We start from the raw sequence: 22,720 nt of genomic DNA on the forward strand, positions 1-22,720 counted from the left end.
TCACGCGCTTTTGATTGCATGGTGCACACAGCCGGTTCCGTCAGTCTGAGCAGCCTCCGCACCCGCCGCCGACATCACAGTCAGGCTTGCCGAATGTTCGGCATCGCTGGTCAACATGAGCCCTCTGCCCCGCTTGCATCAGTGAACCTGTGCGCGACGTAACGCGTCTGAGCGACCTTCCGATATAGATCGTCATAAGCCTTGCCAAGCGCCGCGCCTGAAAACAAGCGCAAATATCGTTCGCGCGCGGCCTCGCCCATCTTCGCGGCGGATTCCGAATCAGCCAGCAACCGGCGCAGCGCCGCGGCAAGTTCAACGGGTGCCTCCGGCGGAACCACAAGGCCGGTCACGCCATGCTCATTCACGAACGATGTGCCACTTCCTACCTCGCAACAAACCATTGGCTTTCCGAACATCGCAGCTTCAACTAGTACCATGCCGAAAGCTTCTGATCGAAGATGCGATGGCAGCACGAGTGCACGGCAACGGCGCAATAGTGCGATCTTCTCCGCGTCGGAAACCTGTCCGGCAAATACAACCCGCTCGGCGCGATGCTGCACCGCCAGCGCCTTCAGGCGTTCCATTTCGGGGCCGGATCCTGCGATCACTATCCTTGCCGGCACATCGCGTGCGGCTTCTATTAGCGTGTGAAGGCCCTTGTAGTAGCGAAGCACCCCCAGCGCCAGGAAAACCGGGGCGCCGGCGCAATCGTCATCAATTCCAAAGCGCTCAAGCAACGCCGCGTCGTTCGATGTGGGCGTCGTATTTGCATAATCCCCGATACCAAGCGGAATCGAATGCAGCAGCCCCTTTTTCACCATCGCCCCGAGCACAGGGCTCGTGCGTGCATATGTGGGGGACGTCGCGACGACCGCGTCCATCGAGTCGAGCATTCGTCGCATTAGCGGCCTGTATAGCATCCCCAGGTACCGCTGGCGGACGATATCTGAATGATAGGTCATCACCGCCGGCTTGTTCCTTCGGCCCAGCATGCGCAGCACGTCGCCGAACGGCCAGGGAAAGTGAAAGTGAAGCACATCGGCCCAACGCTCGAGCTCGCGAAAACGAAGTAGGGAGTGGGGCCCACCGAGATCGCAGGAAGCCGGTGCTGCCCACGACCTGGCACGAACCACTTGCCCCTCAGGCAAGCTCACCAATTGCGGCTCCGGTGTCGGCGACATGGTGAAAATTCGCGATTCGATTCCCCGTTCCGAGCAGGACAGGGCGATTTGCCGGATAGCCTCCTGAAGGCCGCCCGGAGGATCCGGAAAATAAGTGCGATAGATGTGCAGCACGCGAAGCGGCCTTGCTGCTGCGCCACCAGCGCCAGCACGTCGGGGGGAAAAAGCAGGCGTCATGCGTGACCCTCCAGACTGCGTACCGTTTCGAGCATCTTGATGGTACGGGCGTCCCAGGTATTGTCGCCGACGAAACGACATGACTCATCGCAGCTCAACCTGCCACGTGCAAGCTGCTTTTCAATTGCGGCGATAAAGCTGTCGACATCCGCGCCAACTTCGAGGCCGTTCAAACGTGCCTCGGTAAACGCGAGGGGCGTCGAAACGACTGGCAGGCCGGCCGCAAGGTACTCGAAAAACTTCATCGGGAACATGGACTTCGTGTAGTCATTAATCAGTGACGGCAGCAAACCAACTTGCATGACGCGAAGGTAGTCCGGCAATCGTGCATAGCTGCGGTAACCCAAAAAATGCACATTGGCCAGTTGCGCAAGTTCCGCGACCAACTCACTACGCTGGCCCTCACGTTCCTCCCCGATGAAGACCCACTGCCAGTCAGGCCGAGCGCGTGCTGCCGCAAGAAGCAGACTGAAATCAACCTTGAAGTCGGAAAGCACGCCGTGATAAACGACACGCGGTTCGGGAACATCAATCAGTTCTGCTGGCAACTGCCCTGGTTCGAGCGCCCTCCCGAAATGTTGAGCGTCTACAACGTTGGCAAGAAAGTGCGTGTTAGCATTGAATGGCTCACATCGTTCCTTCAGCGACATTGCTGTGGCGAACACCACATCGCAACCAGCCAGCAGGCGACGCTCAGCGGTGCTGAATGCGTCCACATCGACTCCTGGAATAGCAGCCAGGTCATCAACGCAATGGTAGACGAGCGCTCCACGCTGCAGCGCGCCAACGGCATCCATCATAAACGGGTGATATGTCCAGACCAGGGGCTTACTAAAGCCGAGCATGCTCACGAAGCGCCCAATGCCAATGCTCAGCAATGCCTGATTGAAGCGGCGAACCAGCGGCCAGTGATGAAGCGCCGGCACCACTAATGGCGAAAACACCCATATATTGTTATCGCGCCTGGGTGCGCCGATCAATATTGACTGCACACCTCGCCACAGCCGGCGCCAGAGGCGACCCCAGTCGCGCTGGCTCGCCATGCGTGGCGCACGGAGCCCAACGCTCTCCACATAGAGGACGCGCCAGCCCATACGCGCAAAAACGCGCGCCATGTGCTGCTTGTTGGTCCAGTATGGCTCGTCCCAATCGGCCGTCGAGAACAGCACGCAATCGCCAACGGCGCCGGACGCTTGATGGCTACCCAAGGAACGCCTCCATTGGTTGTCCAGTCAGGCTCGCCACAATCCGCTCCGCGGCGCGACCATCGCCGTAGGGATTGCTTCTGGCCACCAGTGACGCCCGGCGCGCGGGCTCTTCGAGCCAACGAATAACTTCCTGCTCAATGCTGATATCGGACCGCCCGGCCAACGTCGCATAGCCAGCATCGATACCTTCCATTCGCTCGGTTGCGTCGCGCATGACAACTGTAGGCACGCCAAACGTGGGGGCCTCCTCCTGGATCCCCCCAGAATCGCTAACAACCAGCACACTTCTACTGATCAGATAGAGACTGGTCGGATAGTCAACCGGGTCGAGCAGCACGAGATTCGCAATGCCCGACAACTCTTCGAGCACCGGCTTCCGAACCTTTGGGTTCAAGTGAACCGGGAACACCCACCGATGATCCGGATATCGTGCACAGAGGCGTCTGAGCATCCCGCAGATAGCGAGCAACACCTCTCCATGATTCTCCCGACGATGGCAGGTCACGAGAACCTGAGGGACTTCGCTCTCCAGCGCAGCAAGCTCTGCCGGCACCGGCGGTGGCGCTACGTCCCAGCTCCGGCGCACTGCGTTAATGGCGTCTACAACCGTATTGCCGGTCACAACAATCGTGTCATCGCGAACACCTTCGCGAAGAAGGCTCTCTCTCGCGCGCGCCGTCGGTGCGAAATGCAGCGTGGCAATGCGGCCAAGCAGACTTCGGTTCGCCTCTTCCGGAAACGGGCTCGCAAGGTCGCCGGTGCGCAAGCCTGCCTCCACGTGCCCGACCTTGACCCCATGATGGAAAGCTGCCAAGCCTGCGCATAGCGCCGTGGTCGTGTCTCCTTGCACGAGCACCCAATCCGGTTGCACTTGCTCCAATGCCCTATCAAACTGCTCCATCAGACGCGCAGTCAACGCATTCAGTGACTGACCGGGAACCATCGCGTCATACCGCAGATCGGCCTTGAGCGAAAAAAAAGACATAGCGTGCTCGAGCATCTCGCGGTGCTGGCCGCTGCTGCACACAATAGTGTCAACCAGCGGACGCAGAGCAGTAATCACCGGAGCAAGCTTGATGACTTCCGGGCGCGTGCCCACGACGACCATGACCTTCATGACAACCACAACTCCTTTGATACCTGCAAGCGATGGCCCTTGTATTCGACCGAGAGTTCGAGATCGCGGACACGCAACGGTGCTGCCGCGATGCTATAGCCATCGTCTTTCGCAACGACCTGCGTCAACGCCTTGGCGCGCAGGAAGTCCATAGCAATATCCTCATTCAGGAAGAGCGGCCTTTCGCTCGACTGACGGATATAGGCAATTAGTGCGCGATGCGTGTCAATCCGAGTCTGCTCATCCTGCCAGCCATAAGCGTAGCGAGTGGAGAACGGATGATCGAGATAGCCAAACAATGTGCCGACATCCCGGGCAGAATCAAATGCCTGCTTAAAGATCGCCAGCGGATCGCCTTCCGCCAACATGCATTCGCCGTGCAGCATGCACTGCTGGCTGTGACCGACGAAGCCGACCGGCAACCCGGCAAGTTCGCCTCCGCGTGCGAGATTGAATTCGGGATCATTGCGGATGATGCCCCCAATGCAACCTTGATAACCTACGTCCGCCAGCGCGTGAAGCGCATAGCCAGGTGACTGGTGGAACGGTGAAACGGCGTAGTGCACATGGTGTCCTGTCGCCTCACGGATGCGGATAACCGACTGCGAGCCTTCTTGCAACGCGGCCTCGTAACTGCCACCCCAATTTGGGGCATGCGTGGCTGTGTGCGACAGAATTGCTCCGCCTTCACGCAGCAGCTCGTGAAGCAGCGGAATGTTGCGGGGATCGGACAGATTGCTCGTGTGAACTGCGAGGCTGAACGGCACGTTCATCTCCAGATAGGCGTCCCGCAATGGGCGCGCGGATTCCACGTCCTCGTCGCAATCCAGCCGCGATGTGATCGCAGCATCGTAGCCCCACGGAATCTCGCTCAAAACTGGTTGGCATGGCAACGTCTCCGCGCGATGGTTCGCGAGAAACGCCTCAACAATTCGCCATTCGAATGAATCGCAAGGCCCGACGGGACGGTTGAACCACAACACGCTCGCGTCGTCCAACTCCCCCAAAGCCGCATATGAACCGGCCCGAACGCCATCAACACTGACAGCGGCAATTTCATCGGCACCTGCGTCCATCGCACGAGACACTGCCCAGGGCGAACCATCCGCGCGGATTGCGCCGAAGCCCAAGTTATTCCACTCGTCGGTGAAATCGAACCGTTCGAAGGCTCGCACCCACTTGGCGCCGCCCAGAATTTTGGCTCGCTCGCCATAGGCCACAGTCGCTGCGCTGGCGCGCCAGGCACGGCTTGGGGCCGACTGGCTTCGGCTCGCTTCTCGCAGCGACACCGGCCATTCTGCGGATGCCCAGCCGAGACTGTCTGCCAATACACCGGGAACCGTGCCGAAGAGGATCAGCTTCCGGCTCCCGCCGCGCAGCCATCCGACCAGCAAGTCCCCCCAGGAATCTGCCAAATCGACAGCAGCCAGTATCGGATAACCGGCATCGAGTCCACCATGTCCTGCCAGCGCGACTTGCGTGCGGCTGACCGATCGGCCCAGTGCCGCGGCAACAAGCCGGCCCGCTGTGCTCGACGGTTGCCCGAACAATACGCCAATCATGCAGTCACCACGTGCCTGAACTTTGCGCGGCTCCCTACGCGCACGAAGTCCTCATGCCCGACGAAGGCAACATCGAATCCCGAAGGCCAAAACGTCCTGAGTTTCTGCCGAGTCTCGTCCGGATTAGCCCACGGTTCGAGCACCAGCCGCAGCGTCGGTGGCGTTGTGCGCAAATCGATCTGGAACTCCTGAATTCCGCCAACTCGATGATCGAGAATGTCCTGAATGTGATGAGTCGGGTAGTCGACACCGTTGATTGGGACGACATCATGGATACGGCCTGTGACGTTGGTCAGAACGAACGCGTCAGGACGCTCTTCAACGGTAGCAAGGTCGCCGGTGGCATAACGAATCAACGGCATGAGCTTGTTGCGAAAACCGGTAAAGACAAGTTCATGTGCGCCATCAGGGTTGTCAGAAACCGGCCGACTCTCGGGCCAGCCTTCCGACTCGAGGACCTGCAAGCCCGCTCCGGAACCATTCAATTCATAAGCCATCACGCCGAGTTCGGCGAGGCCGTAACGATCCACCACGCGGCAACGCAATGCCGACGCAATCAGTTCGCGCGCCTTTGCCTCGAGCAACTCGCCGCTCGACTCGAACACGGCGAATGCTTTCCCGCCGCCATACCGACGTTGAACATAGGCAGCCAACGCATGGATCGTTGACGGATGCGCGTGCACGAGATAAGGCTTGCGTCGCTTCAGGGTTGTCCAGATTTCCTCCAGGCCGACATCATCGATACGGTCGAAGAAGATATTGGTGCGGTTCATTGCGAAGCATTTGAAGTCTTCGCGCGACGGCCATTGCGGAATTGGATCGTTGGGAAAACGGCAAGCGAAGTGCAGCTCCGAACGATGGCGCCGCTTGCCGATCGCCTGGCGGGCGAAATACGTCACGGCCGAGGAATGGTCGGCCGCGGGCTGATCGTAGAAAATTGTGCACGACAGGCCTGTGGACCCCCCCGTCTTGCAAGCGTGATGGCGGACACCCTCAAGCGGCCTTGAGAGCAACCGGTTGCCTTGCTCTCGGATGATGTCCTTCGTCAGGTAGGGGATCTCCTCGAGTTGACGCACATCATTGACCCTGTCGGGATCGAATGAGAGCGCCCGGAACAGATCTCGGTAGTACGGCACCTCTGCGCCAGCAAAGCGCAGGATGTCACGCAACCGCTCAAACGCTAAGGCGCGACGTTGCGAGAACGGTAACTTGTAATGGTTGCGGAGTTCAGCAACCTTCGCGGTCACACTGCGTCGCTCCATATGATGGGCAATCGGATAGGCAACATAGCCGCCCACGATGCCCTTAACCAGTTTCAACGGCTGCTGTGCGAGAAAAGTCTCGCCATACTGGAGCAAAGGATGATCAGCTCGCATCTTGGTTCAATTGGGGCTTACAACTCACTGCTGGCGCCTGGCACATACCCGCGACCGCAATCAGTCATGTCATTCAACTCTGCTGTTCCGTGGTCAGCAACATCGCCGCGGGTTCGCCGGTCCTGGCCGTCCGTCTGGACGTCAGACCGCCTCCTGCGCCGTCACTTCTACCTTAGCGGAAACAATCGGGGTATCGGATACGATCCTGCCATGCTGCATCTCGATGCGCCGAGTGCAAATCCGCTGCACCATGTTCGGATCATGTGAGGCAACGACGAGAATCGATGCATTGTCAACCAGCGCCGCGAGCCGCTTCTCAGCCTTCTCGGCAAAAGCGGCATCACCGACACTCAACCATTCATCCATGATCAGGATGTCAGCCTCGACACTCGTCGATATGGCGAACGCAAGGCGCAGCATCATGCCGCTCGAATACGTCCGCACCGGCAAGTTCAGGTATTCATCCAACTCGCTGAAATCGGCAATCTCATCGATCTTGCTGCGGATCTTTGCGGGCTTCAGGCCATCAAGAATGCCGCGAAGATAAATGTTTTCGAAGCCTGTTGCATCAGGGTCTAGCCCCATCGACACGTCGAGCAGCGAGGCAATTTTGCCTTGTGTTTCCAGCACACCGCTCACGGGCGCGTAGACTCCAGACAGGGTGCGCAACAGCGTGGTCTTGCCAGAGCCATTGTGACCAACCAAAGCTATTCGCTCGCCGTCACCAAAGCGAAAACTCAGTTGATCCAGCGCTGTTACTACCGCGTGATTGCCCGCATCCCGACCGATCCGGCCTCCGGTCGTGAGGTTCAACACGGTCTTCTTGAGTGAACGATGCGAGTTTTCGTAGATGGGAAACGAAACCGAGATTTCCCGGGCACTGATATATGAACTCACGGTGTCAAAGCCAGTAAGGAACACGGTTGCGATAACGGCGCATCAGCAACTGTGCGACCGCAAAACCAAACACCAGCAGACCGATTGACCATGCCCATGACTCCCAATGGACGGGGCGCCCGGTGATCGGTGCACGAACCGTTTCGATCAGGTGGTACAGCGGGTTGTACTCCGCCACCCAACTGCGCTCTTTCAGAATCTCCGGTGACCACATCACCGGCGTGAAGAAAAACACCACCTGAATCAGATTGCCAATAATCGGGGGAATATCGCGGAACCGAGCACACAAAACACCGAGCGCAACCCCAAACCAGATGCCGTGCAGTAACAACAGCGCGAGAGCCAGCGGCACCAACAGGAATTCCCAAGTCGGCCAGTGACCAAACGCAATCAGCACGATCACCACGACCGGCAAGCTATGCAACAAGATCGCGAAATTGCGCCAGGCGATCCGGCAGACATGAATGGTCAGCGGAATCCGAACTTGTTTGATCAGATACGCCGCCCCAATGAACGACAAGCAGCCTTCGTTGGCGACGGCACCGATGAACTGCCAAACCACCAATCCAACGGCCAAGTATGGAAGATAGTCGCGAATTTCCTGGTGCAGCAGCGTTGAATACAGCGCCCCGAGTACCAAGACCATGATTGCCGTGCTGAGCGTGAACCAGAATGGCCCGATGACCGAGCGTCGATACCGCTGCTTGATGTCATGCCAGCCCAGGGTTCCCCAGATCCGCGCCGAACGAATGCCTACGATCAGGTCGTCGTTCCCAGCATGCTCCGCGAGATACTTCTCCGAGCGTCCAGCTACTGCTATATCCATATCAGATACGTCCATACACGTCCTCGAAGCGGACGATGTCGTCCTCCCCGAGGTAGTCTCCGCTTTGCACTTCGATCATGATGAGATCGACAACACCCGGGTTCTCCAGGCGGTGCTTGTGTCCCGCGGGGATATAGGTTGATTCATCCGTGGCGACCAGAAACGATTTCTCGCCGTTGACCACTTTCGCAGTGCCTCGCACCACGATCCAGTGTTCGCTGCGGTGGTGATGCATTTGCAGGCTCAGGCTCGCACCTGGCTTCACCTCGATCCGCTTGATCTTGAAACGCGGACCTTCTTCGAGCACAGTGTAGGCGCCCCAAGGTCGGCGCACGGTGCGATGCAGCTTGTAGGCATCGTGGTCGCGTTTTTTCAGTTCACCGTAGATGTGCTTTACATCCTGCGTGCGATCCTTGTGAGCGATCAGCAACGCGTCCGGCGTATCGACCACAACGAGATTCTCGACACCTACCGCACCAACCAGGCGCTCACGACTCATCACGAAACAATTTTCGACGTCGTACATGACCACGTCTCCGTCGATCCGGTTTCCACGCGCGTCGGCCTTCTGAAGGTCGCCAAGCGCCTTCCATGAGCCAATATCGCTCCATCCAATGCTGCAAGGCACCACCGAGGCACGCTCACATTTTTCCATTACGGCGTAGTCCAGCGACTCCTCCGGTACCGCACGAAAGGCGACGGCATCCAAGTCGATTTGGGTCCACTCGGGGCCGGCTGCGACATGCGACCGTTCTATGCATTCGGTAGCGGCGGCGAGAATGTCCGGCCGGTGCTGATATAGCTCGCGGAGGATGCTGCCGGCCGTAAAACAGAACATGCCGGAGTTCCACAGGAATCGCCCCGAAGCAAGATATTCCTGAGCTTTTTCCAGCGTTGGCTTCTCCACGAAACGCATGACCTTTGTATCATCTGCCTCGATGTAGCCAAAGCCGGTTTCTGGCGAATCCGGCTGGATCCCGAAGGTGACGATCTGACCATCGCGCGCAAGCACTTCGGCACGTTCAACAGCATCAGCGAATGCTGCTTGATCGGCGACTAGGTGATCGGCGGCCAACACAAGCAGGACTTGGTCGTCACCGAAAGTATCGGCTACATGCCGCGCCGTTACGGCAATCGCAGCTGCGGTATTGCGCCCAGTGGGCTCCAGCAGAAACGACGTGCGAACACCATCGATGCTGACTTCCCTATACTCGTCGACTGTCTTGAAGAAAAGTTCGCGATTGGTCACCGTGATGACATGCGCGACCTCCGGTAAGCCCGCCGCCCGAAGATAAGCCTTCTGCAGCAGACTCTGCCCATCCGCGAGCCGGATAAAAGGCTTCGGGTGGTGTTCGCGCGATACCGGCCAGAGCCGGGAACCAGCGCCACCGCTCAGAATGATTGGGATCAGACTCACATCTTCCTCGCTACCAACGTCAGGCTGAAAGAGGGCAAACTCAAACTGCGCCTTCGTAAACTTCCGCCGCGTCGAAATGCTGGCCGGCGGCATCCTTCGCCGCCAGCATCGGATCGGCTACTGGCCATTCAATCGATAATGTCGGATCATTCCACACAATGCTGCGCTCGAACTCCTGATACCAGTAGTCGGTAGTCTTGTACAGAAACTCCGCGTAATCCGAAGTCACGACAAAACCATGGGCAAATCCCTCAGGCACCCACAATTGGCGCTTATTCTCGGCGGAAAGTGTGACGCCCACCCATTTGCCAAATGTCGGGGATCGCCTGCGGATATCTACGGCGACATCAAAGACCTCACCAGCCACCACGCGCACGAGCTTACCTTGCGGGTTCTTAATTTGATAATGCAGACCTCGCAAAACGCCCCGCGCTGAACGCGAATGGTTGTCCTGCACGAATGTCCGCTGCACACCAGTCGCTTCCTCGAACTGGCGAGCGTTGAAGCTCTCGAAAAAAAACCCGCGGTCGTCACCGAACACCTTGGGCTCGATAATCATAACGTCCGGAATCGCGGTGCGAATGACGTTCAGACTCATTTGATGGACTCCGAGATGATTTGCTGCAGGTACTTGCCGTAGCCATTTTTCGACAGCGGGGTGGCCAATGCTTCAACCTCCTCGGCGCTGATCCACTTACTTCGGAACGCAATTTCTTCCGGGCAGGCAACCATAAGCCCCTGCCGGTGCTGCAGTGTTGCGATAAAGCTAGCCGCCTCCAGCAACGACTCATGCGTCCCGGTATCCAGCCATGCATACCCCCGGCCCATGATTTCCACGTCCAACCGCGCCATCTCCAGATAGCGCTTGTTGACGTCAGTGATTTCCAGCTCGCCACGCGGCGACGGCTTGATGTCCGCCGCGATATCGCAAACCTGGTTGTCGTAAAAGTAGAGTCCGGTCACCGCGTAATTGGAACGCGGCTTCACCGGCTTCTCTTCCAGGGACAGCGCTCGGAATTTTTCATCAAACTCAACAACACCGTAACGCTCAGGATCCTGAACGTGATAGGCAAAAACCGTGGCGCCTCTCGACTGTTCCGTCGCGCGGGCAAGCTGACTGACGAGGTCGTGCCCATGAAAAATGTTGTCGCCAAGAATCAGCGTCGATGGATCATTGCCGATGAATTCGCGACCGATGATGAACGCCTGCGCCAAGCCGTCCGGTGACGGCTGCACGGCATACTGCAGATTGATGCCCCACTTGCTTCCGTCCCCCAGCATGTCGGAAAAGCGTGGCGTATCTTCCGGCGTGGAGATAATCAAAATGTCCCGAATCCCCGCCAGCATTAGCGTGGAAAGCGGGTAGTAAATCATCGGCTTGTCATAAACCGGCAGCAGCTGCTTGGAAACAGACCGCGTGATGGGATAGAGCCGCGTGCCGGAACCCCCGGCCAGGATGATGCCTTTGCGCATATTGACCACTTTTACGGAAGGATCTGATCCAGCAGGAAATGCACACCCTGCTTCCAGTCCGGTAGATGAATGCCGAAAGTTTCCCGCAGTCGCGTGGTGTCCAGTCGCGAATTGGACGGACGCGGTGCCGGCAGCGGATAGGCCGTAGCAGGAATAGCTTCGATTTGTTCGGGATCGGCCTTGAGTTCCACACCGCGTGCTTTCGCGTAGCGAAGCACTTCCGTGGCGTAGGCGTGCCAAGTCGTTTCGCCTGCTGCGGCCAAGTGGTAGACGCCGCTCGCAAAGGCCTGACGATCCCCGGCCAACCAGTGACGAGCCACGATCTGTGCGGTGACGTCAGCAATGAGAGATGCCGTAGTCGGTACGCCAAACTGGTCGGCAATGACCCGCAAGCTGTCGCGTTCCTTGCCCAGGCGCAACATGGTCTTGGCAAAGTTGCCACCATGGGCACCCGCCACCCAGCAAGTACGCAGCACCAAAGCCTGCGCGCCCGTGGCAGCAATGGCCTGCTCGCCAGCCAGCTTGCTCTTGCCGTAGACGGATTGCGGATTGACGGCATCGGTTTCGACGTAAGCGCCGTCCTTGGTGCCGTCGAAAACGTAGTCGGTCGAATAGTGCACCAGCAGACTGCCCAGCGCCTTGGCCTCTTCAGCCAGGACGCCGGCTGCTGTGCCATTGATGGCAAAAGCAAGTTCAGTCTCGGTTTCCGCCTTGTCCACAGCGGTATATGCTGCGGGATTGACGATCACATCGGGGCGATATTCACGCACGACGCGGCGCAATTCATCGGCGCGGGTCAAGTCGCAGGCCGCGCGATCCAGTGCCACCACGTTGCCGAGCGGCGCCAGGCTGCGGCGCAACTCGAATCCCACTTGCCCGTTGCAACCCGTGACGAGAAGAGTCGGCACCACCGGATTACGCTGCATATTGCTTTGCCACCCAGTTCCGGTATTCACCAGACATCACGTCCTGCACCCATGCCTGGTTGTCGAGATACCACTGCACTGTCTTGCGCAGCCCCGTCTCAAATGTTTCAGCCGGCTTCCAACCCAATTCGCGTTCCAGCTTGCGGGCATCGATCGCGTAGCGACGATCGTGTCCCGGACGATCCTTCACGAAGGTGATCTGGTCGCGATAGGAGCCCGCAGTCTTGGGCTTGAGTTCATCCAGCAAATCGCAGAGCGTGTGTACGACATCGAGGTTGGTCTTCTCGTTCCAGCCACCGACGTTATAAGTTTCGCCGAGTCGGCCGCGAGCCAGCACCTCACGGATAGCCGAGCAGTGATCGCCCACATAGAGCCAGTCACGCACGTTTAGGCCATCGCCATACACCGGCAGCGGCTTTCCGCCCAGCGCATTGGCGATGATCAGCGGGATCAGCTTCTCCGGGAAATGATACGGCCCGTAGTTGTTCGAGCAGTTCGTCGTCACAACCGGCAGGCCGTAGGTGTGATGGTAGGCGCGGACCAGGTGGTCCGAGGCGGCCTTGGAGGCCGAGTACGGGCTGTTGGGCGCGTACGGAGTGGTCTCCGAGAATTGAGGATCGGTCTCGCTCAGCGAGCCGAACACTTCGTCCGTAGAGACGTGGAGGAAGCGGAACGCAGACTTGGCCGGCTCATCCAGCGCCCCCCAGTAGGCGCGAGCGGCCTCCAGCAGGGTGAACGTGCCAACGATGTTGGTCTGGATGAATTCGCCAGGGCCGTGGATGGAGCGGTCAACGTGACTTTCGGCCGCAAAGTGAACCACTGCGCGCGGCTTGTAGGTAGCGAACAGCTTGTCCAGCGCGGCGCGGTCGCAGATATCCGTCTGCGAAAAAACGTGACGAGTGTCATCTTCGAGCGACGCCAGCGTCTTGCGGTTGCCCGCATACGTCAGCTTGTCGACGTTGACGACGCCGTCGGCGGCCTTATCCTGCAGCCATGCCAGAACGAAGTTGGCACCAATGAAACCGGCACCCCCTGTGACCAAAATATGCGACAAAACTAGCTCCCTGCTCTCGATATGTTCCGATTACCCGACAAATGCCGAGCGCCCACCTTGTCCTCGTGGGGGACGGCGGGGCGTTAAGTACCTGCAGAAGTCGCGGTATTCTATCCGACTGTATGGGCTCACCGGCCGATAGCCGGAGTCTTTTTGTAGCCTGTTGTAACGATTCGGCAGATTGCCGGTCACTTCTCTACAAATAGCGACGATTTTTTTCTTCTGCTCCGCGGACACAAGCATAAAGTGCCTTATACATCATCATTCGCCATCGGCGACCTCCAAGGCTGCTCCGGCTCCTTCGACCAACTCCTCGCCAAGCTTCCCAAAGACAGCGGCCTCCGCCTTGTCGGTGACCTCATCAACCGCGGCCCCGCCTCCCTCCAGACCCTGCGCACCGTCCGCGCACTCGGTGCGCGCGCCGAAACTGTCCTAGGCAACCACGACATCCACGCCTTGGCGGCAGCCGCAGGCGTCCGCAAGAACGGCAAGTCCGACACCTTTCAGGACCTCCTGACTGCCCCCGACCATGAGGACTTGCTCACCTGGCTGCGCCACCGTCCCCTTGCCCTTCTCGAGGACGATTTCCTGCTAGTCCATGCCGGCGTACTCCCCCAATGGACCGCAGAGCAAGTCATCGACCTGGGCCACGAAGTCGAAGAACAACTGCAAGGCCCCAACTGGCAAGGCTTTCTTGCCGACATCTTCGGCAATGCCGCCGACCGCTGGCACAACGGCCTGCGGGGCGTCGAGCGTCACCGGGTGGTCATCAACGCCCTGACCCGGCTGCGCTATTGCACAGCCGACGGCGTGATGGACTTCAAGACCAAGGAAGGGCTGGGCAATGCTCCCGCCGGTTTCATGCCGTGGTTCGACGTGCCGGGCCGCCTCACGGAGAACGTCACCGTCGTTTGCGGGCATTGGTCGACACTCGGCCTGGTGATGCGCTCAAACCTGATGGCGCTGGATACCGGCTGCGTCTGGGGCGGCAAGCTGACCGCCGCGCGGCTCGCCCCGGATCCCGCCGCGCGGACGGTGGTCCAGGTGGAGTGCCCCCAATATTGTGACCCGTTAGCCTGATCCCGCCGTACCCCGCCACGGCGGGGACGACAGCCTGGCTCAGGTCGTGGCAGTCGATGCCTGCACGTCGGCGGTCTCCGTACCCGATTGACTGCGCTGGACCGCGGCAGCTGCCGCCGCCTCATGTGCGCCCCGGGCTAGGTGAACGACCACTTCCCGCGCGGCGCCCGCCAGTTCGCGGCGGCTGTCGGACTTGGGATGGAGCATCGGCCCGATCGACAGCCGAGCCTTGATGCGCGGCGCGCGCAAGACGGCATTGAGGCAGTCGAGCAGACTCAGGTCGCCAATATAGGCCGGGGCCAGCGTGGGCTTGCCGGTCGCGGCGTCCATATAGCTGAGTCCGAGCGGCAAAACTGGCACCCCGCCCGAGATCGGCGCCTGCATCAGGTTAGCGTGGAACGGCAGCACATCACTGCCGTCCGTGGTCGTGCCTTCGGGAAATACGCCCACCAAGTCACCCTGCAGCATGACGTCGGTAATGTCATGCAGCACGCGATGGGCGTCGCGCTTGCGCGCACGTTCGATGAACAGCGTCCCGGTCTTCTCGCACAGCCAGCCAATGACCGGCCAGCTCCGTATCTCCGACTTGGCGACAAAGCGCACCGGCCGCCAGCTGTGGATGACGTAGATATCCAGCCACGAGACGTGGTTGGAAACCACGAGCGCTCCCTGGCAACCGCCGTGCGCCGGCATTTCACCGGCGATTTCGAGCTCGATCCCGCAGATCCGCAGCAGCCGGCGCGACCAGCGCCGGATGTGCCATTCACGCGACCGTGCGCCCAGCCATGGGAACAACACCGCGCAGGTCAGCAACCCCCGCACCAGGTGCAGCACCAGCGCCGCCTTGCGCAGCCAGATCATGCGCGTGTCAGTGCTGGTTGTGGTTGCCGTGGACGACCTGGCCGCCGACCACCGTCATGCGCACCCTGCCCTCCATCTCGTAGCCGAGCCATGGCGAGTTCTTGCCCTGGCTCTTGATGGACTGGCGGTCGACCTTCCAGACTGCCTTCGGATCGAATACGCAGATATCGGCGACCGCGCCCAAAGCCAGCGTACCTGCCTTCAGACCAGCCACGCGTGCAGGCTCGGAGGTGATGCGCGCCAGTGCCGCCTGCAGCGGCACCTTGTGCTCGGCAGCCCAGCGCAGCGTCAGTGGCAGCAGCAGTTCCAGGCCGATCGCGCCCGGCGTGGCTTCGGCGAACGGCAGCAGCTTTTCATCGTCGTCCACCGGCGTGTGGTCCGAGCACAGCGCGTCGATGGTGCCGTCGGCGAGCGCGGCGACGATGGCATCGCGGTCGCGCGTGCTGCGCAGCGGTGGCGAAAAGCGCATCTGCGCGTTGAAATAGCCGATGTCGACGTCGGTCAGCGAGACATGGTGGATATTGACGTCGCACGTGACCGGCAGGCCTTCGCGCTTGGCCTGGCGCATCAGTTCCAGGCCCGCCGCCGACGACAGGCGGCAAAGATGGACGCGGGCGCCGGTGGAGCGGATCAGTTCGAAGATGGTATGCAGGCGCACCGTCTCGGCGATCACGGACACGCCCGACAGCCCCAGGCGCGACGCCACCGCGCCGCTCGCGGCCACGCCGCCGCCGAGGAACGGATCTTCCGGGCGCAGCCACACGGTGAAGCCGAAGGTCTGCGCATATTGCAGCGCGCGCAGCAGCACTTGCGTGTTGCGCACCGGCTCCTCGGCCTGGCTGAAGCCGATGCAGCCGGCTTCGGTCAGCTGGTTCATCTCGGTCAGCACTTCACCCTTCAGGCCCTGAGTCAACGCGCCAAGCGGGTAGACGTGGGTCTGGTTCAGCGTACGGGCACGGAACTTGAGCATCTCCACGAGGCCGGGCTCGTCGAGCACAGGGTCGGTATCAGGCGGGCAGAGCAGGCTGGTCACGCCACCGGCGGCCGCGGCGGCCACTTCGGATTCGAGCGTGGCCCTGTGTTCGGAGCCGGGCTCGCGCAGCCGGGCCGACAGGTCGACCAGACCCGGGCACACGATCAGGCCGCGGGCATCGATGGTCTTGTTGGCGGTGAAATCCGCCGGCGCGCTACCCACGCCGACAATCTTGCCGGCGGCGATGTAGAGGTCCTGCTGGGCGTCGAGGTTCGCGGCCGGGTCGATCAGGCGGCCGCCCTGGATGTGAATCTTCATAGCTTGGCTTGTCGTGTCGCTTGGCGTGTTCAGGATGTTCTGGCTCGAAATCGGCATCGTGCGGTCAGTCACTGTTTCCTGCCACGATCCCCATCACCGCCATGCGCACGGCAATGCCGAACGTTACCTGGTTCAGGATCACCGATTGGGGGCCATCCGCCACCGCGGAGTCGATCTCCACGCCGCGGTTCATCGGCCCCGGGTGCATCACGATGGCGTCGGGCTTGGCCAGCGCCAGGCGTTCCGGCGTGAGGCCGAAGGCCTTGAAGTATTCCTGTGCCGACGGCAGCAGTGCGCCGCTCATGCGCTCGTTCTGCAGGCGCAGCATGATCACCACGTCCACGCCCTTGAGGCCTTCTTCCATGTTGTGGAAGACGCGCACCCCCATCTGCTCCAGGGCCGACGGCAGCAGCGTGCGCGGCCCGATCGCGCGCACTTCCGGCACGCCCAGCGTGGTGAGCGCGTGGATATCCGAACGCGCCACGCGGGAGTGCAGGATGTCGCCGACGATCGCTACGCGCAACTGCGTGAAGTCCTTCTTGAAATGCCGGATCGTGTACATGTCCAGCAGGCCTTGCGTCGGGTGCGCATGGCGGCCATCGCCGGCGTTGATCACGTGCACGTGCGGGGCCACGTGCTCGGCGATCAGGTACGGCGCGCCGGAACTGGCGTGGCGGACCACGAACATATCGGCTGACATGGCCGACAGGTTGTTGATCGTATCGAGCAGCGACTCGCCCTTGCTCGTCGACGAGGCGTTGATGTTCAGGTTCAGCACGTCCGCCGACAGCCGCTTGGCGGCGATCTCAAAGGTGGTGCGCGTGCGCGTGGAGTTCTCGAAGAACAGGTTGAACACGCTCTTGCCGCGCAGCAGCGGCACCTTCTTCACATCGCGGTCGGAATCGGACAGCGACACGAACTGGCTGGCGGTGTCCAGGATGTGCGTGATCATGTCACGCGACAATCCCTCGATCGACAGCAGATGCTTCAGTTCGCCGTTCTTGGTCAGCTGCGGGTTGCGGAACGTCTTGGTCATGGGTGGTCAGGCGCGGGCAAAAATCAGGGAAGTGGTCTGGTCTCGGGGCCGGTGGACGAAAAATTGGCCGGTTCAACCGGCCGAGGATTCGGTGGAGAAAGCAAAGGTCGCCTGCGCGCCCTCGCCCTGGCGCGACAGCACGAGCGTGGCCTCGCGCGGCAGCTCGGTCTGCAGCGCGACCAGGTCCGCCGCAATCGGCAGCTCGCGGCCGCCGCGGTCCACCAGCACGCCCAGCGCCACGCGCGCCGGACGGCCATAGTCGAACAATTCATTGACTGCCGCCCGGATGGTGCGGCCGGTGGCGAGCACGTCATCGATCAGCAGGATCTTGCGGTCCTGCACGTCGAACGGCAGCGTGCTCGGCTGCGCCTGGCTGTGCAGGCCCTTCTTGGCATAGTCGTCGCGATGGAACGCCACGTTGATGACGCCGTGATCAGGCAGGCTCAGGTCCGCCGCCAGCCGTTGCGCAATCCAGGCACCGCCGGAGTGGATGCCGGCCACGGACCACTGCGCGCGCTCGGCTTGCGGGATCAGCGCCTGGGCCTGGTCGAGCAAGGCGCGGTAGAGCGTCTCGGCGTCGGGATTGGTATGTCGGGTCATAGCGGAAGCTGGTCGAAATACTGTTGCAGGATGATGCGCGCGGCTTCGGCATCGAGTTCGCCGCGGCGCGCGCCGGCCATGGCAGCCATGCGCGAGGAATAGCGTTCGTCCACCCACTCCACCGGCAGGCTGAAGCGCCCGTTGAGCTGGTTGCCGAAGCGGCGCGCAAGCCGCATGGAAGGCTGCTCGCCGCCTTCGGGGTTGACCGGCATGCCAACAATCAGCTGCACGGGGGTCCACTCACGGATCAACTCGCCCACCGCCTGAAAGCGGCCTTCGACAGACAGGTTCGGAAGAATGGTCAGTGCGGTGGCGTGGCGCGTGACGAAATTGCCCAGGGCAACGCCGATCTTTTTTTCGCCGTAGTCGAATGCCAGGACCGTGCCGTCGCGGGGCAGTTCGCGCCCCACGCCGTCAGGCATGCCCTGCCTCGCCGGAAAGCATGGTGATGTCGATGCCCAGCAGGCGGATGGCTGCCGCAAATCGTTCTTCGGGAGGCACGCTGAAGATGATTTCGGGATCAGCCTGGACCGTGAGCCAGCCGTTGCGGGAAAGCTCTTCTTCCAACTGGCCTGCGCCCCAGCCGGAGTAACCCAGCGTCAGCAGGAAACGATGCGGGCCGCTACCGTTGGCCACGGCCTCGAGGACGTCCTTCGAAGTGGTCATCTCCAGCCCGCCAGGTACTGCCAGAGACGACACGTAGATGCCTACCGGGTCATGCAGCACAAAACCGCGCTCGGTCTGCACCGGGCCGCCGAAATAGACCGGCTGATGGGCCACCGGCTGAATTTCCAGCTTGAGGTCGATCTTGTCGAAGAGCGTGGCCATGTCGATATCGATCGGGCGGTTGATCACCAGCCCGAGCGCGCCGCGCTCATTGTGTTCGCAAAGGTAGACGACGGAGCCCGAAAAGGTCGGATCAGCCATGCCTGGCATGGCAATCAGGAACTGATTGGTCAGATTGATGGGAGGTGCTTCGGGCTTGGCCATAACTGGCATTTTATCAAATCGCCGGAGGGCTTCCTGAAAAGAATTGGACGACGCTGCAGCGCAGCATCCGCTCATTCTTTGCTGGTCAAGGCCGCCAGGTCCGCCGGCGTCAGCCAGCGCCATTCCCCTTCCGGAAGCGCGGGATCAAGCTGCAAGCCGCCCAAGGCGCTGCGGTGCAGGGCTGTCACGTGGTTGCCGGCCGCCACCACCATGCGCTTGACCTGGTGATACTTGCCCTGCAGCAAGGTCAGCCTCAGGCTACGTTCGCCGGTAATTTCGCAGGCTTCTGCGGCGATCGGCGCCGGTTCGTCGTCGAGTTGCACGCCATCCCGCAGCGCTTGCGCCTGTTCCGGCGTGACCGGCTCCGCCGTCGTGACCTCGTACACCTTGGGCACCTTGCGCTTGGGCGAAGTGTGCGCATGGATGAACTGGCCATCGTCGGTCAGCAGCAGCAGGCCGGTGGTGTCGTGATCCAGCCTTCCCACGGCCTGGACTTCGCGCTGGCGCAGCGGCACCGGCAGCAGGTTGTAGACGCTCGGATGGTGGCGAGGTCGTTGCGAGCATTCGTAGCCGGCTGGCTTGTTCAGCATCAGGTAGGCCTTGGTGCAGGCCACCCACGCTTCGCCATCGACAGTCAGTTGCAGGCCGTCGACCTCGAACTGGGCTCGCGGGTCTTCGCAGAGCTCGCCGTTGACCTCCACCAGTCCGGCGGCGATCAGGTCGCCACAGTAGCGGCGCGTGCCGAAGCCCTGGGATTGAAGGATGCGATCGAGGGTCATGGAAATGGAATCGTCAATGAAAGGATTGCGCAGCCGTGGCGCTGTATCGCTATGGTAGGGTATCGCCCGGAAATTCCTTCCTTCGGGCACCATGCGCGTCGCAGACACATCGGGCACAGTTCGTCCGCCGTACCAGATCGGCCGCCGGTTCGGCCGCGGCCTCGTGTGGTTCCGGCGCGACCTGCGGGCCACCGACCACGCGGCGCTGCATTATGCCCTCAAGCATTGCGTCCGGGTGTGGTGTGTGTTCGTGTTCGACCGCGATATCCTGGGTCCCCTGCTGGCCCGCGGCCTGCGAGCGGACCGCCGTGTCGATTTCATCCGCGGATCGCTGGCGGAGCTGGACGCCACGCTGCGCGCGGCCGGCGGCGGCCTGATCATGCTGCATGATGCCGCCGCCAGCGCGATCCCCGCACTGGCCCGCGGGCTGGATGCACAGGCTGTATTCGCCAACCACGACTATGAACCGGCCGCCAATGCGCGCGACGCTGCGGTACGCGAGGCGCTGGCGGCAGACTCGCGCGCTTTCTTCACCTTCAAGGATCAGGTGATCTTCGAGCGCGATGAGATCCTGACCGGCCAGGGCAAGCCGTTCGCCGTATTCACGCCCTACAAGAATGCCTGGCTCAGGACGGTCCAGCCGTTCGACCTGAGACCCTACCCGATCGAGCCGTATCTCGATGCGCTGGCGCCACCACCCGAAAGCGGGCAGGCTGCGCTGCCATCGCTGGGAGCCCTTGGTTTTGCCCCGAGCAACCTCCCGGACATTGCCATGCCGACGGGCAGTTCCGGCGGTCAGGCATTACTGGAGGAATTCACGTCACGCATGGGCAGCTATGCCCGCCGGCGCGATTTCCCCGCGCTGCGCGGGCCGAGCTACCTGTCCGTGCACCTGCGGTTCGGCACGGTATCGATCCGCACACTCGCCCGCACAGCACACGAGGCAGCGCTGCGCGGTGGCGCGGCCAGCGCCGGTGCGGCCACCTGGTTGTCGGAACTGATCTGGCGGGACTTCTACTTCATGATCCTGCACCATCATCCGCATGTGGCTGCGGGGGCAGCCTTCCACCCCGCCTACGACACCATCCGCTGGCGCGACGGCGCAACTGCCGAACGCTACTTCGAGGCATGGCGCGATGCCGCCACGGGCTATCCGCTGGTCGATGCCGCGATGCTGCAGATCCGGCAAAGCGGCTACATGCACAACCGGCTGCGCATGGTGGCAGCCAGCTTCCTGGTCAAGGACCTGGGCGTGGACTGGCGCCGCGGCGAGCAGTATTTCGCCGAGCAGCTCAACGACTTTGACCTTGCAGCCAACAATGGCGGCTGGCAGTGGGCTGCTTCAACGGGATGCGATGCGCAGCCGTGGTTCCGCATCTTCAACCCGGTCACTCAGTCCGAGAAGTTCGATCCGCAGGGCCGCTTTATCCGCAAGTACCTGCCGCAACTGGCCGCGCTGCCGGACAAGTACGTGCATGCGCCGTGGACCGCACCGGACGACGTGCTCGCGGCCGCGGGCGTGCGCCTTGGCGCGAACTACCCGCGCCCGCTGGTGCAGCACGACGTGGCGCGCAAGGAAACGCTTGAGCGCTATGCGGTAGTGAAGGCGGCGGCTGGCAAGATGAACGCCGCAAAGGAATGATGCGCGGAAGCCCGTGGGCCTCCGCATCCCGGCCTCAAGCGGCCAGCATTGCGCTTTCGCGGTAGTGGCGCTGCGCCTCTTCGGGGCGCTCGGTCTCTTCGAACAGGCGTGCGAGCGCCAGGTGAGTGCGCACGCGCAGGCGGGTCTGCTGCTCCCGGTCCGCATACTTCAACGCACGTTCAAAGCTCGATTGTGCCTTGCCCCAAAGGTGCTCACCGAGGCAAAGCACGCCAAGCGTGTAGTAGAGATCGGCGTCCGCCGGATGCTCGCTGATCCATTTTTCCGCCTGCTGGATTTGCGGTAATGCCTGGCCGGCCTTGGCGCAGTCCGCGTAGCGCAGCACCAGGCGGCTGTCCCAGTTGACCTTGAGCGCGTCCTCGATGATGCGGCGCGCCTCATCCTGCCGGCCGAGCGCGGCAAAGTAGCGCGCCGCCGGCTCGGCGATGCGCGCGGCGCGCCGCTCGTCGGCCGAGAGCGTGCGCCAGAAAGCAGACAGCGCCTCGGCATCGTGGCGCCGCTCTTCCAGCATGGCCTCGCAGGCCATCTGCTTGAGCCGCAGCGCAAGCACCGGATGCAGCGCGTTGCGTTTTTCGAGCGAACGGGCCAGGCGCAGAACCTCGGACCAGTTCTTCAGGTGCTGGTGCGCGCGCAGCGCAATGCGCTGCACGTGGATCTGGCGCGCGCCTTGTGCCTGCAATTGCGCGATGGTTTCCAGCGCGCCGTCGGCATCGCGCGCGTCGACCAGCAGTTCCGCCATCGATACCAGCCGGGCCTGCTCACGCTCGGGATCGGTGACCTGCGCCATCCAGGCGTCGCGGCGCTCGGTTTCCTGCATGCGGTGTGCGGCGCGGGCGCCAACCAGCGCCGCCGTCTGTGCCTGCGCCTCCCACGACTGCGCTTCGCGTGCCGCGCGTTCGGCGCGGGCGAAGCGGCCGGCGAACAGGTTCTCGATCGATTCGCGCAACGCCGCCTGGGCCTTGTTCATGCGGCTGCGCTCGCGATAGGCGGCGGCGCGGCGCGGCATCTCGGAAAGATGGCGCACCGTGGACAGGACCGTCCACACCACGAAGAACACCAGCAGCAGCAATGCCAGCGCAAGGTTCAGCGACAGCTCGACCCGGTACGGCGGATAGAACAGCACCACATTGCTGTGGTTGAACTGCGTGAACAGCGCCAGTCCGACGGCGCCACCGAACAGGACGGCTACCCAGAACAGAAGGCGCATGC

General features: G+C 61.6%; 22 protein-coding genes. 2 read left to right on the forward strand and 20 right to left on the reverse strand.

Annotation, left to right across the window (positions count from 1 at the left end; all coding sequences use genetic code 11):
- Positions 1–110: 110 nt before the first annotated feature.
- The 12 genes from CupriaWKF_RS12845 to rfbB all read right to left on the reverse strand — a co-directional run bounded on the left by CupriaWKF_RS12845 (position 111) and on the right by rfbB (position 13,214).
- Positions 111–1,358 carry a glycosyltransferase gene (locus tag CupriaWKF_RS12845; protein ID WP_276098241.1) on the reverse strand — a complete coding sequence of 416 codons (1,248 nt, stop codon included), beginning with the start codon at positions 1,356–1,358 and terminating at the stop codon, positions 111–113.
- Positions 1,355–2,566 carry a glycosyltransferase gene (locus CupriaWKF_RS12850; protein ID WP_276098242.1) on the reverse strand — a complete coding sequence of 404 codons (1,212 nt, stop codon included), beginning with the start codon at positions 2,564–2,566 and terminating at the stop codon, positions 1,355–1,357. Before CupriaWKF_RS12850 ends, CupriaWKF_RS12845 begins: the two co-directional genes overlap by 4 nt.
- Complete coding sequence (gene wecB / locus CupriaWKF_RS12855) at positions 2,559–3,683, reverse strand: UDP-N-acetylglucosamine 2-epimerase (non-hydrolyzing) (RefSeq protein ID WP_276098243.1); 1,125 nt, start codon at positions 3,681–3,683, stop codon at positions 2,559–2,561. The genes CupriaWKF_RS12850 and wecB overlap by 8 nt, the downstream gene beginning before the upstream one ends.
- The gene (locus tag CupriaWKF_RS12860; protein ID WP_276098244.1) at positions 3,680–5,245 is read right to left on the reverse strand and encodes a polysaccharide deacetylase; all 1,566 of its coding nucleotides are present in this window, start codon (positions 5,243–5,245) and stop codon (positions 3,680–3,682) included. The genes wecB and CupriaWKF_RS12860 overlap by 4 nt, the downstream gene beginning before the upstream one ends.
- A complete protein-coding gene (locus CupriaWKF_RS12865) occupies positions 5,242–6,621 on the reverse strand; it encodes a phenylacetate--CoA ligase family protein (RefSeq protein ID WP_276098245.1) in 1,380 nt (459 codons plus the stop codon). The genes CupriaWKF_RS12860 and CupriaWKF_RS12865 overlap by 4 nt, the downstream gene beginning before the upstream one ends.
- Before the next feature lie 141 nt (positions 6,622–6,762).
- Positions 6,763–7,518, reverse strand: a complete 756-nt coding sequence (locus tag CupriaWKF_RS12870; RefSeq protein WP_276098246.1) for an ABC transporter ATP-binding protein — start codon at positions 7,516–7,518, stop codon at positions 6,763–6,765.
- Positions 7,519–7,522: 4 nt separating this feature from the next.
- Positions 7,523–8,344: an ABC transporter permease gene (locus CupriaWKF_RS12875; protein ID WP_276100797.1), complete on the reverse strand. Its 822-nt coding sequence runs from the start codon at positions 8,342–8,344 to the stop codon at positions 7,523–7,525.
- A 1-nt stretch (position 8,345) separates the two neighbouring features.
- On the reverse strand, positions 8,346–9,761 hold the full coding sequence (locus CupriaWKF_RS12880) for a mannose-1-phosphate guanylyltransferase/mannose-6-phosphate isomerase (protein ID WP_276100798.1): 1,416 nt from the start codon (positions 9,759–9,761) through the stop codon (positions 8,346–8,348).
- Positions 9,762–9,801: 40 nt separating this feature from the next.
- Entirely contained in the window at positions 9,802–10,359 is a 558-nt protein-coding gene (gene rfbC / locus CupriaWKF_RS12885; protein WP_276098247.1) for a dTDP-4-dehydrorhamnose 3,5-epimerase, read from the reverse strand.
- Positions 10,356–11,234, reverse strand: a complete 879-nt coding sequence (rfbA, locus tag CupriaWKF_RS12890) for a glucose-1-phosphate thymidylyltransferase RfbA (protein ID WP_276098248.1) — start codon at positions 11,232–11,234, stop codon at positions 10,356–10,358. Before rfbA ends, rfbC begins: the two co-directional genes overlap by 4 nt.
- Positions 11,235–11,245: 11 nt before the next feature.
- Positions 11,246–12,160: a dTDP-4-dehydrorhamnose reductase gene (gene rfbD, locus CupriaWKF_RS12895; RefSeq protein ID WP_276098249.1), complete on the reverse strand. Its 915-nt coding sequence runs from the start codon at positions 12,158–12,160 to the stop codon at positions 11,246–11,248.
- A complete protein-coding gene (rfbB, locus tag CupriaWKF_RS12900; RefSeq protein ID WP_276098250.1) occupies positions 12,150–13,214 on the reverse strand; it encodes a dTDP-glucose 4,6-dehydratase in 1,065 nt (354 codons plus the stop codon). The genes rfbD and rfbB overlap by 11 nt, the downstream gene beginning before the upstream one ends.
- A gap of 246 nt (positions 13,215–13,460) precedes the next feature.
- Between rfbB and CupriaWKF_RS12905 the strand changes: the two genes are divergently transcribed.
- Complete coding sequence (locus tag CupriaWKF_RS12905; protein WP_276098251.1) at positions 13,461–14,294, forward strand: symmetrical bis(5'-nucleosyl)-tetraphosphatase; 834 nt, start codon at positions 13,461–13,463, stop codon at positions 14,292–14,294.
- A gap of 39 nt (positions 14,295–14,333) precedes the next feature.
- Here CupriaWKF_RS12905 and CupriaWKF_RS12910 read toward each other — a convergent pair whose 3' ends face one another.
- From CupriaWKF_RS12910 to CupriaWKF_RS12940, 7 genes are all read right to left on the reverse strand, one after another.
- The gene (locus CupriaWKF_RS12910; protein ID WP_276098252.1) at positions 14,334–15,155 is read right to left on the reverse strand and encodes a lysophospholipid acyltransferase family protein; all 822 of its coding nucleotides are present in this window, start codon (positions 15,153–15,155) and stop codon (positions 14,334–14,336) included.
- A 7-nt stretch (positions 15,156–15,162) separates the two neighbouring features.
- Positions 15,163–16,446 (reverse strand): dihydroorotase, encoded by a 1,284-nt coding sequence (locus tag CupriaWKF_RS12915; protein ID WP_276098253.1) that lies wholly within the window; start codon positions 16,444–16,446, stop codon positions 15,163–15,165.
- A gap of 64 nt (positions 16,447–16,510) precedes the next feature.
- Positions 16,511–17,482 (reverse strand): aspartate carbamoyltransferase catalytic subunit, encoded by a 972-nt coding sequence (locus tag CupriaWKF_RS12920; protein ID WP_276098254.1) that lies wholly within the window; start codon positions 17,480–17,482, stop codon positions 16,511–16,513.
- 72 nt (positions 17,483–17,554) lie between these two features.
- Positions 17,555–18,082 carry a bifunctional pyr operon transcriptional regulator/uracil phosphoribosyltransferase PyrR gene (gene pyrR, locus CupriaWKF_RS12925; protein ID WP_276098255.1) on the reverse strand — a complete coding sequence of 176 codons (528 nt, stop codon included), beginning with the start codon at positions 18,080–18,082 and terminating at the stop codon, positions 17,555–17,557.
- Positions 18,079–18,504, reverse strand: a complete 426-nt coding sequence (gene ruvX / locus CupriaWKF_RS12930; protein WP_276098256.1) for a Holliday junction resolvase RuvX — start codon at positions 18,502–18,504, stop codon at positions 18,079–18,081. The genes pyrR and ruvX overlap by 4 nt, the downstream gene beginning before the upstream one ends.
- Positions 18,497–19,072 carry a YqgE/AlgH family protein gene (locus CupriaWKF_RS12935; RefSeq protein ID WP_276098257.1) on the reverse strand — a complete coding sequence of 192 codons (576 nt, stop codon included), beginning with the start codon at positions 19,070–19,072 and terminating at the stop codon, positions 18,497–18,499. The genes ruvX and CupriaWKF_RS12935 overlap by 8 nt, the downstream gene beginning before the upstream one ends.
- Before the next feature lie 71 nt (positions 19,073–19,143).
- Entirely contained in the window at positions 19,144–19,851 is a 708-nt protein-coding gene (locus CupriaWKF_RS12940) for a pseudouridine synthase (RefSeq protein WP_276098258.1), read from the reverse strand.
- A gap of 91 nt (positions 19,852–19,942) precedes the next feature.
- On the opposite strand from CupriaWKF_RS12940, the gene CupriaWKF_RS12945 reads away from it, so the two are divergent.
- On the forward strand, positions 19,943–21,493 hold the full coding sequence (locus tag CupriaWKF_RS12945) for a deoxyribodipyrimidine photo-lyase (protein ID WP_276098259.1): 1,551 nt from the start codon (positions 19,943–19,945) through the stop codon (positions 21,491–21,493).
- A 34-nt stretch (positions 21,494–21,527) separates the two neighbouring features.
- On the opposite strand, the gene CupriaWKF_RS12950 is transcribed toward CupriaWKF_RS12945, so the two are convergent.
- Entirely contained in the window at positions 21,528–22,718 is a 1,191-nt protein-coding gene (locus CupriaWKF_RS12950; RefSeq protein ID WP_276098260.1) for a heme biosynthesis HemY N-terminal domain-containing protein, read from the reverse strand.
- Positions 22,719–22,720: the final 2 nt, after the last annotated feature.

The sequence above is a fragment of the Cupriavidus sp. WKF15 genome, assembly GCF_029278605.1.
GTDB lineage: Bacteria > Pseudomonadota > Gammaproteobacteria > Burkholderiales > Burkholderiaceae > Cupriavidus.